Source organism: Bacteroidota bacterium (assembly GCA_017303905.1).
Lineage (GTDB): Bacteria > Bacteroidota > Bacteroidia > B-17B0 > Aurantibacillaceae > JAHEYG01.
The window spans coordinates 127,509-143,728 of sequence record JAFLBH010000001.1; the positions used below are offsets into that span (position 1 = coordinate 127,509).

General features: G+C 36.5%; 10 protein-coding genes. 8 read left to right on the forward strand and 2 right to left on the reverse strand.

Going from position 1 to position 16,220, the window contains the following annotated elements; translation table 11 throughout:
- Nucleotides 1-8: 8 nt before the first annotated feature.
- A complete protein-coding gene (locus tag J0L69_00580; GenBank protein ID MBN8691653.1) occupies nt 9-1,739 on the reverse strand; it encodes a toxin-antitoxin system YwqK family antitoxin in 1,731 nt (576 codons plus the stop codon).
- 166 nt (nt 1,740-1,905) lie between these two features.
- Between J0L69_00580 and J0L69_00585 the strand changes: the two genes are divergently transcribed.
- The 5 genes from J0L69_00585 (at nt 1,906) to J0L69_00605 (ending at nt 6,757) form a co-directional block, all read left to right on the forward strand.
- Complete coding sequence (locus J0L69_00585) at nt 1,906-3,318, forward strand: TolC family protein (GenBank protein MBN8691654.1); 1,413 nt, start codon at nt 1,906-1,908, stop codon at nt 3,316-3,318.
- 221 nt (nt 3,319-3,539) lie between these two features.
- On the forward strand, nt 3,540-3,755 hold the full coding sequence (locus tag J0L69_00590; protein MBN8691655.1) for a hypothetical protein: 216 nt from the start codon (nt 3,540-3,542) through the stop codon (nt 3,753-3,755).
- A 10-nt stretch (nt 3,756-3,765) separates the two neighbouring features.
- The gene (locus J0L69_00595) at nt 3,766-3,993 is read left to right on the forward strand and encodes a hypothetical protein (protein MBN8691656.1); all 228 of its coding nucleotides are present in this window, start codon (nt 3,766-3,768) and stop codon (nt 3,991-3,993) included.
- 25 nt (nt 3,994-4,018) lie between these two features.
- On the forward strand, nt 4,019-4,261 hold the full coding sequence (locus J0L69_00600; GenBank protein ID MBN8691657.1) for a hypothetical protein: 243 nt from the start codon (nt 4,019-4,021) through the stop codon (nt 4,259-4,261).
- 33 nt (nt 4,262-4,294) lie between these two features.
- A complete protein-coding gene (locus J0L69_00605; GenBank protein MBN8691658.1) occupies nt 4,295-6,757 on the forward strand; it encodes a TonB-dependent receptor in 2,463 nt (820 codons plus the stop codon).
- On the opposite strand, the gene J0L69_00610 is transcribed toward J0L69_00605, so the two are convergent.
- On the reverse strand, nt 6,754-8,658 hold the full coding sequence (locus J0L69_00610; protein MBN8691659.1) for a SpoIIE family protein phosphatase: 1,905 nt from the start codon (nt 8,656-8,658) through the stop codon (nt 6,754-6,756). The two genes, J0L69_00605 and J0L69_00610, sit on opposite strands and share 4 nt — an antisense overlap.
- A 139-nt stretch (nt 8,659-8,797) precedes the next feature.
- Here J0L69_00610 and J0L69_00615 point away from each other — a divergent pair, with 139 nt between their 5' ends.
- From J0L69_00615 to J0L69_00625, 3 genes are all read left to right on the forward strand, one after another.
- Nucleotides 8,798-10,318, forward strand: a complete 1,521-nt coding sequence (locus tag J0L69_00615; GenBank protein MBN8691660.1) for a glutamate--tRNA ligase — start codon at nt 8,798-8,800, stop codon at nt 10,316-10,318.
- A gap of 356 nt (nt 10,319-10,674) precedes the next feature.
- The gene (locus J0L69_00620; GenBank protein MBN8691661.1) at nt 10,675-13,011 is read left to right on the forward strand and encodes a tetratricopeptide repeat protein; all 2,337 of its coding nucleotides are present in this window, start codon (nt 10,675-10,677) and stop codon (nt 13,009-13,011) included.
- 4 nt (nt 13,012-13,015) lie between these two features.
- The gene (locus tag J0L69_00625) at nt 13,016-16,159 is read left to right on the forward strand and encodes a SpoIIE family protein phosphatase (GenBank protein MBN8691662.1); all 3,144 of its coding nucleotides are present in this window, start codon (nt 13,016-13,018) and stop codon (nt 16,157-16,159) included.
- Nucleotides 16,160-16,220: the final 61 nt, after the last annotated feature.

A 16,220-nucleotide genomic window follows, 5' to 3' on the forward strand; every position in this document is an offset into this window, starting at 1 on the left:
TATACATATTATTTTTTAACTCCGTTTACATAGTTAATACGGCTTAATTCTTTTCCGTTTTTATCGTAAAAAATCCATTCTCCGTCAGCAACGCTTTGCACTTTACCCTTCCGGCGTTCTTTTACTATTTTATAGCTGCTTACGCTCTGTAGTTTAGAATTACTATAATAAGAATAAGCCTTGCCTGTTAATCGTCCTTTACTAAAATTTTGCTCCTTTAGCAATCCGCCCGTCTCATAATAATACTTCCAGGTACCTTCCTGATGACCTTTACGGTATTTACCCTGAGTATCAATAAAACTTCCTCTTTCGTGGTACAACACATATTTACCGTGCTTAATTCCGTTTACATAAGCACATTGTTCGCGCGGATTTCCTTTATCGTACCAATAATCCCAGGTGCCTGATTTCTTTCCCTTTGAATTATAATTCCCACTGTAATTAGCCTTGCCATTTGGGAACCATCCTTCCCATTTCCCCGTAAGTAATCCGTTCGTAAAATTGCCTTGATCCTTTAATTTACCATTATCCCACCAACTTTGCCATAGACCATTTTCTTTACCATTTACATAGGGACCTTCCTGCAATTTTTTCCCATTCTCGAACCAAGTCGTCCAAACCCCTGTTTTAATCCCATTCTCATAATTACCTTGTTTCCATTTTTCGCCGGTGCGATAAAAATATTCCCAGGTACCATTTTGTTTATCATTTACAAACGTCCCTTCCGATTCTTTTTTACCATTGGAATAGTAGTAAGTCCAAACACCATCCCGTATTCCATCTTTTAAAGGGCCATGCATTTCGGGTTTACCATCTTCGGTATAAAACTTCCACATGCCGTTTTTCTTACCGTTAATAAAAGCGCCTTCACTTTTAATGTTGTGATTAACGTAATAGGAAGAATAGTATCCGTTTAGTATGCCTTCGCGATAATTCGCCTCATAGTCTAGCTCACCATTAGGATGAAAGAAACGCCAGATGCTATCTTGAAGTCCACCTTTATAACGACCGGTTGCTCTTAAAAAACCGTTATCATAATATACATAAATAAATCCATTTCCATTGGTAACTACTTGCTTGCCCTTGGCATCCCACATACTATACAAATAGAGGGTGCTGTCTTTATATTCTTTCTCAAACTTATTCGTTCCGTTTTCGTAATACTCCTGCCACTTTCCGCAAGGCTTTCCATTGCAATACTGCCCTACTACCGATGTTTTTCCCGACTTATAATAGCTGGTAACTTCGCCATCCTTTTTATCCTTTACAAATTGTCCTTTGCTCTCTACTTGTCCGTTCTCATGATAATAAATCCACTCCCCTTCTTTTTTACCGTTTACAAAACTCTCGGTGCTTTTTACTTTTCCGGATTCATGGTAGGAAGTCCACACACTATCAGCTAAATCATTCGTGAATTTGGTGATTTGCGCCAACTTTCCACTTTTGAAATAATACTTATTGGTTCCATATTTCTTGCCTCTGAAAAAACGTTCAACGGCCTTTATATTTCCATCATCAAAATAAAAAGTCCAAACACTGTCTTCCTTTCCATAATGATAAAAACCCTTACGTAAAAATTTTCCGTTTTTATAGTACTCAAAATAAGGGCCATGCGGCATGCCCTTGTAATAATCGGTTTCGCTTTTTACCTGGGTTTGTTCGGCATCATAATATTCTTTTTTAAGCTGAGAAAAGGTAACTGCCGGAATAAGTAAGATAAGAAGATATAAAAAACGCATAGCCAAATTTAATAAAGCATAACGCAAAGCGGTCTATTGGGTTACAGTACTTGTAAACATTAAAAAGTTGATTGAATTATCCCTCTCATTAACCGTTCATAACAACCTATATCCATTGCCATAATTCCGCCTTAAGAATCAAAAATTTAGGTAATTTTGAGTCCTGATGATTAAAAAGAGTCTATATTTTGCTTTCTTGTTACTGGCAAATTCTGTGTTTTCTCAAAATGAATGGAACTTGCAGCAATGCGTTGATTATGCCTTGAAACATAACATTCTTTTAAAGCAGGCTGAGTTAAATAATCAAATACAAAAAAATAACACCTTACAATCTAAGGCCAATGTGCTTCCCACTATCAATGGAGGCGCTGCACACACATATAACTTTGGTAGAACCATCGACCGATTCACGAATACGTTTGCAAATACGCAAGTTTTATCTCAAAACTTATTTCTCTCAAGCAATTTGGTACTATGGTCAGGACTATCGCAATTGAATAATATTAAAGCAAATGAATACGCTTATAAAGCCGGCGCTGAAAATATAAAACAACAGCAATATGATTTATCACTGAATGTTGCAACTGCTTATATCAATGTAATTTACTCAGATGAATTACTTGGTATTGCTAAAAACCAATTCGACATTACTAAGCAACAATACGAACGTACTTTAAAATTAGCGGAGGCCGGTACTGTGGCCAAAAGCATGGTCTTTGATATCAAAGCACAGTTAGCGAATGAAGAAGTAAATGTTACTACAGCCGACAACAACTATCAACTCGCCATGTTAACGTTGATGCAATTCATGAATCTGGATAGTTTAAATAATTTCAAAATCAGCAAGCCGGATGTGGAAGTTCAGGGAGAAAATCTGTTGACAAACAGCGTACAAAACATATATGAAACAGCATTAAAAAATCAACCCTCCATTAAAAGTGCAGAGTATAATTTAAAAATGGCTGAAAAATCTTTAGCAGCAGCCAAAGGAAGAATTAGTCCAACAATTAGTTTAAACGGGTCGATTGGTACCGGTTACTCCGGATTAGCAAAAGAAGTTACAGGAATTAATGTAACCGGCTACGATACAACTGCTGTAACAACCGGCGGTGATTTTGTATTGAGTCCAACTTATATCCCTACTACTCGTGATATACCTTTTGCTGATCAATATAAAGACAATGTGAATAGAAGTATTGGTTTGACTTTAAGTGTTCCTATATTTAATGGCCTGCAAACACACACCGCTGTTAAGAATGCGAAAATAAATGCTTTAAATGCGAAATACAGTCAGGATTTAGCTGAACAAACACTTTACAAAAACATTGCGCAAGCATTTGCGAATGCCAGAGCCGCGCTTAATAAGTATGTAGCGTCTAAAGCCTCGGTTGAAGCATCACAAGAATCATTTAATTACGCGCAACAAAAATTTAATTTGGGGGCCATCAGCGCCTTTGATTTTAACTCTGCAAAATCTCGTTTAGCTAATGCGCAGAGCAATTTACTTCAAGCAAAGTTTGATTATCTTTTCAAATTAAAGGTGCTCGATTTTTATATGGGCAAACCATTAACTTTCTAAATTTTTCCTTCTTTTTTCCGCTTTTAATCCATTTTGTTTTGCGAAATTCCGTAAAAGACACATCTCTTTTGCAAAAAACAATAATAAGGGGCTCTACCCTTTTATTTTAACCCCACTCCTCCGCGTTTAATATAAGTCCCTTAAAAGTCGCCGTGCTTTTCAATTTAAGTGGCGGCGCATCGTCGTCTACTTTTGTCTCAGAACATTAGAAAACAAAAACGATGAAAAAATTAAGCCTTATTACAATCGCTCTTATCTGTGTAGCCGTTGCAGTGAGCAATACAGGTAACTATGAAAAAGTAAACGAAATGCCATTTGATACAACGCAAAAAGAAATGCTATGGCCGGTTCATAAAAGAACCGAACATACAGGTGTAATTAAAGGCAGTCTCAATTTCCAGCCCGACAATAATGAGTTTTCATTAATCATGAATTAAACCCTTAACCATGAAAAAAATTTTCTTTTTAACCTTACTAATTTTCACTTTAGCGTCCTGCGAAAAAACCAAAAAACACGCTTGCTTTTGCACCCATCGCTCAATTGGCATGTTTGGAGGCGAATGTGTAAACACCACCACCCTTTCGATTCAGGATACAAAACGAAAAGCGATTCAAGAGTGCAATGATTTGTCGGGTGGCGACATGTGGCACAACATCGAATGTGCGATTAAATAATTACCTACATAAAAAACCAAACATCATGAAAACAACACCATTAACGCTATTTGCATTTATTATCGTCTTGATTTTTTCTTCCTGTGAGAAAAAAAATTACACCTGCGCATGTACAATTACCGAAAAAAGTCTATTTGGCAGCAACAGCACAACACATACTCAATTATATACTGTTTATGGGACAAAAAGAAAAGCAGAGAAAAAATGCCGTGATTACGAGCCGTCTGGTGTTCAGATTTGGACAAGTACTTCTTGTACGCTACGTTAAAATGAAATATTTAAAATTTTACTATTATTGTATATGAAAAAATGTTTAGTGATTTTAAACCTGCTTTTCTGCAGTACTTTTTTACATTCGCAAAATTATTTCCAAAACGTAAAAGGTAAGGTAACCGATAAAGCTACAGGCATTGGTCTGCCCGGAGTAGTCGTTAAAATGCTGAACGATAGCTCCAAAAAAATCAACGCCATTACTGATGGTAATGGTTTTTATAAACTTACCAAAGTTCCGATTGGTCGCCGAGATTTTGTTTTTGCTCTAATGGGTTACAAAACAGTTCCGGCTAATGATATAATTATCACAAGTGGAAAAGAATATATACTGGATGTTGAACTGGAAGAATCACTAGTTGAAATGGCCGAAGTGGAAGTAAGTGCAGAAAACAGTAAAGATGTAATTGCCGATATGCAAGCCGTAAACATGAAAGCTTTTACACTTGAAGAAATTGAACGCTATCCGGGTTCGCGACAAGATCCTGCACGTATGGCACAAAATTTTGCGGGTGTACAAGGAACTAACGACAGCAGAAACGATATTGTAGTTCGTGGTAATTCACCGGCAGGTTTATTATGGCGTATGGAAGAAGTAGATATTCCGAATCCGAATCACTTTGCTATTGCAGGAAGCGCCGGCGGACCTCAATCTATCATTAATAACAAATATTTAGCGAACTCCGAATTTTTCACAGGAGCCTTTCCTTCTAATTACGGTAATGCTTTAGGCGGTGTGTTTGATTTAAAAATGCGTAATGGTAATAACGAAAAACACGAACGCACTATTCAGCTTGGTATCCTAGGAACTGAAGCGGCTATTGAAGGTCCGCTCAGTAAAAAAAGTGGGGCGAGTTATTTAATTACGTATCGCTACTCTACACTTGCTTTATTTCAGGCATTTAAAATTCCAATTAGTTTTGGAACGAGCGCCATTCCTGAATATCAGGATGGAGGATTCAGATTTAATTTTCCAACCAAAAATGCCGGCGTGTTTAGCTTTAGCGGAATTGGAGGTTTAAGCAGTATTGATATCGAATTAAGTAAAGTAAGGGAAAAGCCGAAAGAACTATATGGCGATCAAACACGTGATCAATATTTCAGAAGTAACATGGGCGTATGTATGTTGAATCATACTTATTCATTTAATACACGCACGCTGATGAAAACAACATTAGCATTTAGCTCTCAGCAAATTTTCTCCGATCATTATTTAATTCTTCGTGATGCTAATTATGTTCCTGATTCAATTACACCACATATTCTAAACTATAATCAACGCGAAAATAAAACCACTTTAAGTTGGTTTGTTAAACGCAAAGTAAATGCGGCGAATAGTTTTAAAACCGGATTCTTTGTGAATGAATTTAATGTGAAATATTTTGACAGAGCTAAAATCAATTCATTGTACGATACACTACCCGGTGACATCATGTCAAAACCATGGAAGCAACGATTAGGAAACATTAATGATTACTTCCTGATTCAGCCTTATATTAATTTTTCGCATCGCTTCAACGAAAAATGGAGTGCAAACATCGGATTGCACGGACAATATCTTACTTTGAATAACAAATGGACCATTGAACCGCGCGCTAATTTACGTTATCAATTCAAAGACAATCAAACCTTGAGTTTAGCATACGGCATGCACAGTCAAATGCAACCCGGTTATATTTATTATGCCATTCCCGATAGTTTAATTCGTGACGGTGTGATAACTGCGAACACGGAGCGCGTGATGGATAATAAAAATCTTGATTTTAGTAAATCGCATCACGTAGTATTAGGATATGATTTGCAGGTGAGTAAATACTTCCGCGTAAAAACAGAAGCTTATTATCAATATTTGTGGAATATTCCGGTTTACGCAAAACCTTCCGGTATTTCATTAATTAATCGTGGCGCAACCTTTACCCGTTTCTTCCCGCTTTATACTATGGAAAATAAAGGAACGGGTTATAATTACGGTTTAGAATTAACCCTCGAAAAATTATTTCACAAACATTATTTCGTGATGTATAGCGCGAGTATTTATGACAGTAAATACACAGCGAGCAACGGAAAAACTTACGATAGTGATTTCAACGGTAACTATATGATGAATTTATTAGCCGGTGTTGAATACGGATTAGGTAAGAGTAAGAAAAACAGCATCAATGTTTCTACTAAATTCACTTATGGCGGAGGTAAACGCTATTCACCTGTTAACTTAGCGGCAAGTAATGCCATTATGGATGTTGTGCCGGATGAAAACGCTATTAACTCCAGGCAATTCGATCCGTACAATCGTCTCGATTTTAGAATTGCATATAAAATCAATGCAAAGAAATCGAGCTGGGAAATTGCATTTGACTTAGTAAACGTAATGGGCACTAAAAATGTATTAGCTCTAAGTTATGCTCCCGATCCGGCTAATTTTAATGCCGATCCATTGATAAAAAATTATCAGTTAGGATTCCTTCCTTTATTCTATGTGAAAGTTGATTTTTAAATTCGAATGCCGATGATACAAACATCATCAATTTGTTCGAGCTGACCTTTCCAGTTATTGAAAGCATCAGATAAAATTTGTCTTTGCTCAATTAAAGGCTTTTGCCAATTAGCAAGCAATATATCTTCGAGTTGTTTATACTTAAACTTTTTGCCTTTTGGTCCGCCGAACTGATCGGCAAATCCATCTGTAAACATCACGATCATATCTCCCTTCTTCAACTTTACTTCTTTATTAGCAAACATAAATCCGTCGTTATCTACCATGGCGCTTACCGCATGTTTCTGTGCTTTTATCACATGTAAAACATCATCTGTGATATGATAAATAGAATTATTGGCCCCACTCACTTTCAAATTCAAATTAGCACGATCAATTTCACAAATACTCACATCCATGCCATCTTTAATTTGCTCACCGCGCGTTTCGTTTTTAAACACCTTGGGCATTTCTTCATTAACGTAATTCAAGATATCTGCAGGCGTTCTGGTATTATCCCCTTCTTCCGATTTTGTAAGTAAAGAATAACCCAATAAACTCATGAACGCACCCGGAACGCCATGTCCGGTTGAATCACAGCAAGCCATGATAAATTTTCCGTTTTCCCTTTTTGTTGCCCAATAAAAATCACCACTCACAATATCCTTTGATTGATAATAAACAAAATGTTCGCCGGCCTTTTCAACTAATTCTTCATGACTCGGAAGAATTCCGTCTTGTATCCGTTTGCTATAATTGATACTGTCAAGGATTTCTTTCTTCTGCTGGTTGATCTCTGTGTTTTGCTTCTCAAGGATTGTGTTGGCGTTTTTCTTATCTCTAAACAACTTGTAAACAAAACCTAATCCGACAATCGTTAAACAAATTATAACCAATCCCAGTATTATAGTTATCTTATTTCGCTTAAGCTTTAAAGTATTATTTGCATTCGAAAGCTTCGCGATTTCCAATTCCTTTTCAGTTTTCATACTTGCATACTTATTCTCCTGTTCGCTATTTAATCTTATTTTTTCCGAATTAGTTAAACTATCATCGTAAGCTTGATAACTTTGTAAAGCAGCATAAGCGCCTTTATAATCCTTTAGATTCTGGTAGCAAGTATGTAATCCATTATAGTTTCTGCGAAGTTCCTGAAAATCTTCAGGTGAAATCAGCTTTAAATTTTCTTCGTATAGCTTTGCTCCTTTTGCGTATTCACCCACGCTTGTATAATAATGCGCCGTAAAATAATTGGAAGATTGCCTATGATCATTTATAGTGTCGAGTTTGATATACTCATACATTTTCTGCAATTGTTCGTAAGCCTTTTTATAATCCTTCACCTTTAGATAACATTCCATTTTATTCCCCATTAACGAGGGTAGAAAATCATTCATGTTAATTTCCTTTGCAATATTTTCTGAAATCCCTAAAAAATGCAGAGCAAGAACTGAATTATCCATGTTAATATAATCTACTGCCAAATTATTTGCGGCTGAGAACTGCAATCTTTTTCTATTCAGTTTTACGCCTATATCATAGCATTTACGGAAATAATAAATTGCACGTTTACTGTTGTTTTGATTGGAAGCTATAATACCTAAATTATTATACACGTTCGATTGAGCTTGTAAATGCCCAATTTCCTCTGACAAGGCTAAAGACTTATAATAATATGGCATGGCCGCATCATATCTTGAAAATTGAAAATAAACAGCACCTGAAAGAAAATAGGCATTCACCATCAACCTCGGATTGTTTGATTTTGTAGCCAAATCCATCAATTTAACACTCCACTCACGTTTTAACTCAAATGGAGCGTCTTCAGACAAAACAATATTCGCAAGTCGAAGAAATTTAGAAGTATCCGGTAAAGTCATTTTATAAATGATATCAAGGCTGTCGATCTGTGCTTTTTGCACAAAGGAGATTAACAGAAATGATATAATTGCAAAGACTTTTTTCACCGACATTAAAACTAACTATTTTTTAGCTAATGTTTCAGCTTTTTAAGCCTTTTAACTTTAAAAAATCTACGATAAATAACTATCTTTGCCCCCTATGGAAAAACGTGTAAGAGTACGATTTGCCCCAAGCCCAACCGGTGGATTACACATGGGCGGTGTGCGTACAGCATTATTTAATTATTTATTTGCCAAAAAACATGGCGGCGATTTTATTTTACGTATCGAGGATACTGATCAAACCCGCTATGTAAACGGTGCTGAAGAATATATTGTTAACGCTCTTAAATGGTGCGGTATTGAGCCTAATGAAGGCGTAGGATTTGGTGATGGTCCGCACAACCCTTACCGTCAAAGCGAACGTAAAGCACTTGGTATATATAAAAAATACGCCGACCAATTAATTGCCGGCGGACATGCCTATTATGCATTTGATACGGAAGAAGAATTAGATGCAATGCGCAAACGTTTGGAGGCTGCTAAAGTGGTGGCTCCTCAATATAATTCAGTAAGCAGACAAACCATGCGCAATTCGCTTACATTAAGCGAAGATGAAGTGAAAAAACTTTTGGATGCCGGAACACCACACGTAGTTAGGTTGAAAGTGCCACGTAACGAAGAAATCCGTTTTCATGATATCATTCGCGGATGGGTAGTAGTAAATTCATCGCAAGTAGATGATAAAGTATTATTGAAAAGTGATGGAATGCCTACTTATCATCTAGCACATATTGTGGATGATATTGAAATGCAAATTTCGCATGCGGTGCGTGGTGAAGAATGGTTACCAAGTGCTCCTGCACACATTCTAATTTATCGCTATTTAGGCTTGGAGAATGATATGCCGAAGTTGGCGCATTTACCATTGATCTTGCGTCCGGATGGACAAGGTAAATTATCGAAACGCGATAAATCAGGATTACCGATGTTTCCTTTAAATTGGTTTGACGAGCGTACAGGCGAAAGTTATGTTGGCTATAGAGAGTCAGGATTTTATCCGGAAGCGTTTATTAATATGCTGGCCCTGCTTGGCTGGAACCCCGGCGATAACCGCGAAATCATGACGAAAGCTGAAATCATTAAAGCTTTCACATTTGAACGCGTAAACAAGTCAGGCGCAAAATTTGATCCGGAAAAAACGAAATGGTTCAATCAACAATATTTACGTCAGCGTAATGACAATGAACTGGCTGCTGAATTAATGCCAATCTTAGAGAGCAAAGGCGTTAAAGCAGACTTAAAATTCGTTACAGAATTCTGTCGACTGATTAAAGAAAAAGCACATTTCATTAATGAGTTTTACGACTTAGGTGTTTACTTTTTTACCGCACCTACCAGCTTTGATGAAAAAGTATTGGCGAAAAAATGGAATGAAAATTCAAAAGCAACTTACTCTAAACTACGTGATAAATTAAACGCAGAGAACAACTGGACTGCCGATAATCTACATCATGTATTTGAAGCAGCATCTGCCGACTTAGGTAAAATTGATATGCAACTGGTGCGCGTTTTGGTGAGTGGCGTTGCGGGCGGACCTCAGTTATTTGATATGCTGGCCTTATTAGGCAAAGAAGAAATAATGAAGCGTTTAGATTATGCTTTATCACAAATGAAATAAAAGAATATCCCCCAATGAAAAATCCCGCCTTTTGAGCGGGATTTTTGTTTTTCACGCGGTTCACGCGACTTTAAAGCCAGGGGCTCTCTTTAAAGGCGGCGATTTAAAAATAATGTCAGATACAATTGCATTTATCCTCACATTATGCCTAAAAATGCCGCTAATAACACAATAAAAAATATGACTTTCTTGTAGGTCATGTAATTAATTTATTGAATTATACGGCATGCTGCTCATAAGGGTTTCATACATCGTTAAAAAAACATGTATTCTTCTGTAAAAAGACTAAATCTCTTCCTAGATTCAATTATTTTTATATTTTTGTTACATTAATCAATATTTAATAAGAAGTTATCATGAGGCGTTGGCTAATTTCGTTTTTTATTTTAATCATTTCATTATCCTCCGTTCAATCACAATCGGCTAAAAAGTATTATGCAGCTGCCGAAAAATTTGAACAGGCTAATAATCTCAAAGATGCAATTCTCAATTATGGGGAGGCCATAAAACTTGACCCTAATTATGAAAAAGCTTATGCCGCAAGGGCACTTTGTTATGAAAAAAACAATCAGGCCGCCGAAGCTGTTGAGGATTATAAAAAGCTACAGGTATTCGACCCTAAAAACAAGGAATTATACTACAATGCAGGCCGACTGCTTTTTGATCTAAAAAAATATCAAGATGCGGATCAAATGTTCCGTAAAGCACTTGAACGGGATAAAGAATATCAGGAAGTAATTGATCTTGAAATTAAAACACTTTATACCATTCGGGATTATACATACGGATTAACAGTAACGCAATACGCTTTGGATCTTAAAAAAACCGCTGTTAATTACTATCATCACGCTGTTATGTTCGACAGCCTTAAAAATTATGTTGAAGCTGAAAAAGAATACAAAAACTCTAAGTATTATGACTCTAAATACATACCTGCTTATGTAGGCCTTGCCATGGTGCAGCTGAAACTAAATAAACTTAACGATGCTGCTGCTACCTGTGAAACCGCTATCTCTAAAGACGCAAACAATACGGATATATATTGGGCAAGAAGCTATCTTTATGCTGCTAAAAACGATTATCAAAACGCTTTAAATGATATTACTAAAGTCATCTTGAAGAGCCCTACCATTTTAAACTTTCAATTCAGGGCTCATGTGTATTCTAAATTAGGACAACATCAAAACGCTGCCAATGATTATACACAGGCTCTCAATCTTGATAAAAATAACATTGCCTCGTATTTAAACCGTGCTGCCGCCTATGAAGCCGCTGGCAACTATAAATCTGCCATTGCAGATTATAATACCGCCGCAAAACTCGGAACAGGAGATGCTAAAATTGAGGGTATCATAAAAGAAGCGCGAAAGAAAATATTTGATTTAAGCCGTGAAAATAACAAACCTGAGATTTTTGTAACAGGCCCATCTGTTCCCTCCGGAAACGTTATAAAAATCATTGCTGATAAAGATGAAGCAAACATTAAAGGGTATATTAAAGATGTTAGTCAGATCAAATCCATTAGTGTAAATTCAATCGCTGCCGAATTCCCAAAAGATTCACTCAATCCCGAATTTAACGTAAAGATCAATGGCCTATTAAAGACCAACGAAATCATTTTACTCGCAACAGATGTTTATGAAAACACTCAAAACCTGGTTTTAAAAATTGAACGAACCGAAGCTAATAAACCTGTTATAGCACTTGAAACACCCGCTGCCTCTTTTGATAATGAAATCTTTTTGGAGAATAACTCGCCTGATTTATACATTCAGGGTAAAGTAAAAGATGAAAGTTTGATTTCGTCAATAAAAATTGACGGAGTGGCTGCATCCTATTCTGTAACCTCACTTAACCCTACTTTCAGCTCACAAATAAGCATAGCCAACAAAAACAAAATAACTGTTACAGTTGTCGACGCAAATGGAAATGAAACTGTGCAGGAATTCACTCTTAACAGAAGCGGTGCCGAATCATCCTCCAGCCCTATGGGAAACACTTGGGTAATATTTATTGAAAATAGCAAATACCAACACTTTGCTAGTCTTGATGGCCCGGCAAAAGACATTATGTTAATGAAGTCGGCGTTGGCCGGTTATAAAATCACAAAAATTCTTCATAAAAAAGATATGACTAAATATGACATGGAAAAGTTTTTCAGTATTGAACTGCGTGACCAAGTCAAAAACGCCAATATAAATTCTATTATGATATGGTATGCCGGACATGGAAAGTTCGTCAGTCCGACAGGCTACTGGGTTCCCGTTGACGGAAAAATTGATGACGAGTTTAGTTACTTCGGCATTAATAATTTAAAAGCAGCAATGCAATCTTATTCTTCCAAGCTGTTGCATACTTTAGTTATTACTGATGCATGTGAATCTGGACCAACATTTTTATTAGCAATGCGCGGCACTGATGACGATATTCGTTGTGAAAAATCAGAATTACTGAAATCGAAGTCGGCTCAAGTATTAACTTCTGCCGGTTATGAATTAGCCTCCGACAATTCACAGTTTACTAAAACATTTTCATCCTCGCTAATCAACAACACTGATGCTTGTATATCTATCGATAAGATAGCCAAAAAGGTTACAGCCGCAGTTAAGGAAGCAGGGAATCAGGCTCCTAAGTTCGGTAAAATTAAAGACCTTGAAGACGAAGGTGGCACTTTCTTCTTCATCAAGAAATAAGCACATGAAAAAAACAATAGCCATACTTCTTTGGTTACTTTTTCCATGTGTTATTACTTCCCAAACCTATTATTTTGAAAGCTATGGCGTTCGTCACGGCTTAGCGCAGTCAAACGTAGCCGCAACAGTTCAAGATGCCAATGGTTATTATTGGCTTGCTACTGAAAGTGGTCTTTCAAAATTTGATGGCAAAAATTTCACTAACTATACAACAGAAAATGGGCTTGCCGACAATAACATTACCGGACTTCTGATCGATAAAAACAAAACGCTATGGTTAACTCATGACAACGGTTTGTTAACTTCATACAATAACAATCAATTTAAAACGCACAACGTAAAAGAAATTGGAACCGGTAAAAAAATTTATTGCGTCACGCAAGATAGCAAAGGTCATTTATGGTTAGGCACGAACAATGGGGCTTTTGAAATTCCCGACCCGGGAAATCTAAATAAAGTAAAATCCTTTTCCGCTTCCGAAGGTTTAAGCCCTATTGTGTTTTCGATTCAGGAAAACGCAAATGGAGATATATGGTTCTTAACCGATATCGGGCTCAAAAAACTTGATAAACAAAATGGAAAAATAGAATTTGTAAAATTCTCTGACATTCCTCCTGTACAAATTACAGCTTTTCAATTTCTTAAATCCGGTGATGTTGTAATTGGCACTTCCACCGGAAGTATTTATAAAGCATTTGCAAACAGTAAGGCTCCTGAATTATTGTTTGACATTCGTTCCCATGGATTCATCGGCTCCTTTGCCTCTAACTTTATTTACACAATCTACGAAGACAGTAAATCCAACATTTGGGCATCGGTCTTTAATTCGGGTGTATGCAAAATTGACAACAATCAAAAAGTTTTACTTTTTACTGTAAGTAATGGCTTACCGGTTAACAAAATAAAATCCATAAATGAAGATAGAGAGGGAAATATACTATTAGGAACAGTAGGAGAAGGCTTACAGGTTTTTAAAGGTGCGCAATTTGTTTCTTACTCTAAAAACAATGGCATGTCAAACTCTCAGGTTTATGGCATTTGTACTGATAACAATGGTGAAGTTTGGCTGGCAACTAACGAAGGAATTAGTGTTATAAATAGTGAAGGTAAAATTGATAATATTTCCGAATTTCCCTTTTCACCCGTTACAAACACCAGAGCACTTACAAAAGACAAATCAGGCAACATCTATGTTGCCTTATGGGGTGGTAAAGTGGCAAAATTTAATACCGGAAGCAAAAAAGCGACTCCGCTTGCCGAAGTGTTTGAATTGATAAACCCTTTTGTTAGCGCCTTGATGATAGACCACAACAATGTTTTGTGGATAGGAACCATTGACGGGCTCACTACCTACAATTGCAGCACAGGCGAAACAAAAAGCTTAAGAACTGTTGATGGTTTAAGCGGAAATGATATTGCATGTTTATTTGAAGACTCGAAAAAAAGAGTATGGGTTGGCACTAAGCAGAAAGGAATAACGCTCATTGAAGGAAATAAATTTACAATTCTTAATAAAGAAAAAGGCATCTCAAACAATGTTACATCCGTGAACGAAAGTCAGGATGGAACCATATGGATCGGAACAGAAAACAATGGTATTTACGCATATAAAAATGGCGCTTTTAACAATGTAACTTTAAAAGACGGACTAATATCTAACTATATTACTTTGTTGCAGCCTTCACGCTCGCAGGAATTATGGATAGGAACTAATAAAGGACTTTGTAAGTTTAATATTACCAACTCAAAAATCACTCCGTACTTAAAAAGCGATGGCTTCACAGGAATTGAAACGCGACCGAATTCAGTCTTTATCGATAGAGAATCCAATGTTTGGTTTGGAACCGTTGATGGCGCGTTTAAATATTCAGCTACACACGATAACCATACACAGGTTGAACCGTTATTGCATATTACTTCTCTAAAGGTAAATCTAAGAGAGGTTTCGTTAAAAGAAAATCTGCAGTTATCTTATAAAGAAAATTCATTGCTTTTTGAATTTACAGCAATAACACTTAAACATCCTGAAGAAATTAGTTACAAAATAAAACTAGAAGGATATGATTCCGACTGGCGTCCGGCAACCAGAGAAAACTACGTGTCCTTTTCGAATCTACCTGCAGGACATTATAGTTTCAAAATACAGGCGTGTGTTGGGAATAATTGTACTCAGCAAAATCTAAATTATACTTTTATCATTGCTCCTCCCTTCTGGAAGACCTGGTGGTTTTATGTAATTGTTGTTGTTTCAATTACAGCGTTACTTTTCGCTTATATTAAAATTCGAGAACGTCAACTAAAGAAAGAAAATAAGATACTTGAAGAAAAGGTTAAAGAAAGAACTGCTGAGGTAGTACAGAAAAATATTGAGTTAGATGAAAAAAATAAAGATATTACTGCGAGTATACGTTACGCTAAACGCATACAAGATGCCATTTTACCACCAGATTTTTTTGTAAGAAACTACCTTCCCAAAACATTCATTTTGTTTAAGCCTAAAGACATTGTAAGTGGCGATTTCTATTGGCTTTATGATAAGAAGGATATGGTATTATTTGCTGCCGTAGATTGCACAGGCCATGGAGTACCCGGTGCTTTTATGAGCATCGTAGGGCACAGTAAACTTGACCAGATTGTTGCCGAACATGGCATAACTAAGCCATCCGAAATTTTAAATGAGCTAAACAAAAATGTAAGCGACACATTACGCCAGTCATATTTAGAAGACAATCAGGTTAGAGACGGTATGGATATTGCATTATGTGCCTTTAACAGAAAGACGAATGTCCTAGAATATGCCGGAGCATTTAATCCATTATGGCTGATAAGAAATGGCGAATTAACCGAGATAAAAGCTGACAAATTTCCAATAGGAAATTTGAAGTCAGGCGAGAATAAAAAATTTACAAATCATTCTATTCAACTAATTGCCGGTGATACGCTTTATATTTATTCCGACGGATTTGCGGATCAGTTTGGCGGCCCCGACGGAAAAAAATTCAAGTATAGCGCCTTTAAAAAATTGCTGCTGGATACACAACATCTCAGCATGGAGGAACAGGGCGAATTACTCTACAAAACCATTGAAGAATGGAAAGGTGAACTGGAACAAGTTGACGACATTCTGGTTATTGGAACAAGACTCTAATTTTTGTAACAGTAATTACTAAAAGTGTTAATAAAATACTTCTTCTCTCCCCTATTATAAT

Coding starts and splice junctions, on each gene's coding strand:
- J0L69_00585 (MBN8691654.1), top strand. CDS start 1,906: ATGATTAAAAAGAGTCTATATTTTGCTTTCTTGTTACTGGCAAATTCT.
- J0L69_00615 (MBN8691660.1), top strand. CDS start 8,798: ATGGAAAAACGTGTAAGAGTACGATTTGCCCCAAGCCCAACCGGTGGA.
- J0L69_00600 (MBN8691657.1), top strand. CDS start 4,019: ATGAAAACAACACCATTAACGCTATTTGCATTTATTATCGTCTTGATT.
- J0L69_00620 (MBN8691661.1), top strand. CDS start 10,675: ATGAGGCGTTGGCTAATTTCGTTTTTTATTTTAATCATTTCATTATCC.
- J0L69_00590 (MBN8691655.1), top strand. CDS start 3,540: ATGAAAAAATTAAGCCTTATTACAATCGCTCTTATCTGTGTAGCCGTT.
- J0L69_00605 (MBN8691658.1), top strand. CDS start 4,295: ATGAAAAAATGTTTAGTGATTTTAAACCTGCTTTTCTGCAGTACTTTT.
- J0L69_00595 (MBN8691656.1), top strand. CDS start 3,766: ATGAAAAAAATTTTCTTTTTAACCTTACTAATTTTCACTTTAGCGTCC.
- J0L69_00625 (MBN8691662.1), top strand. CDS start 13,016: ATGAAAAAAACAATAGCCATACTTCTTTGGTTACTTTTTCCATGTGTT.
- J0L69_00580 (MBN8691653.1), bottom strand. CDS start 1,739: ATGCGTTTTTTATATCTTCTTATCTTACTTATTCCGGCAGTTACCTTT.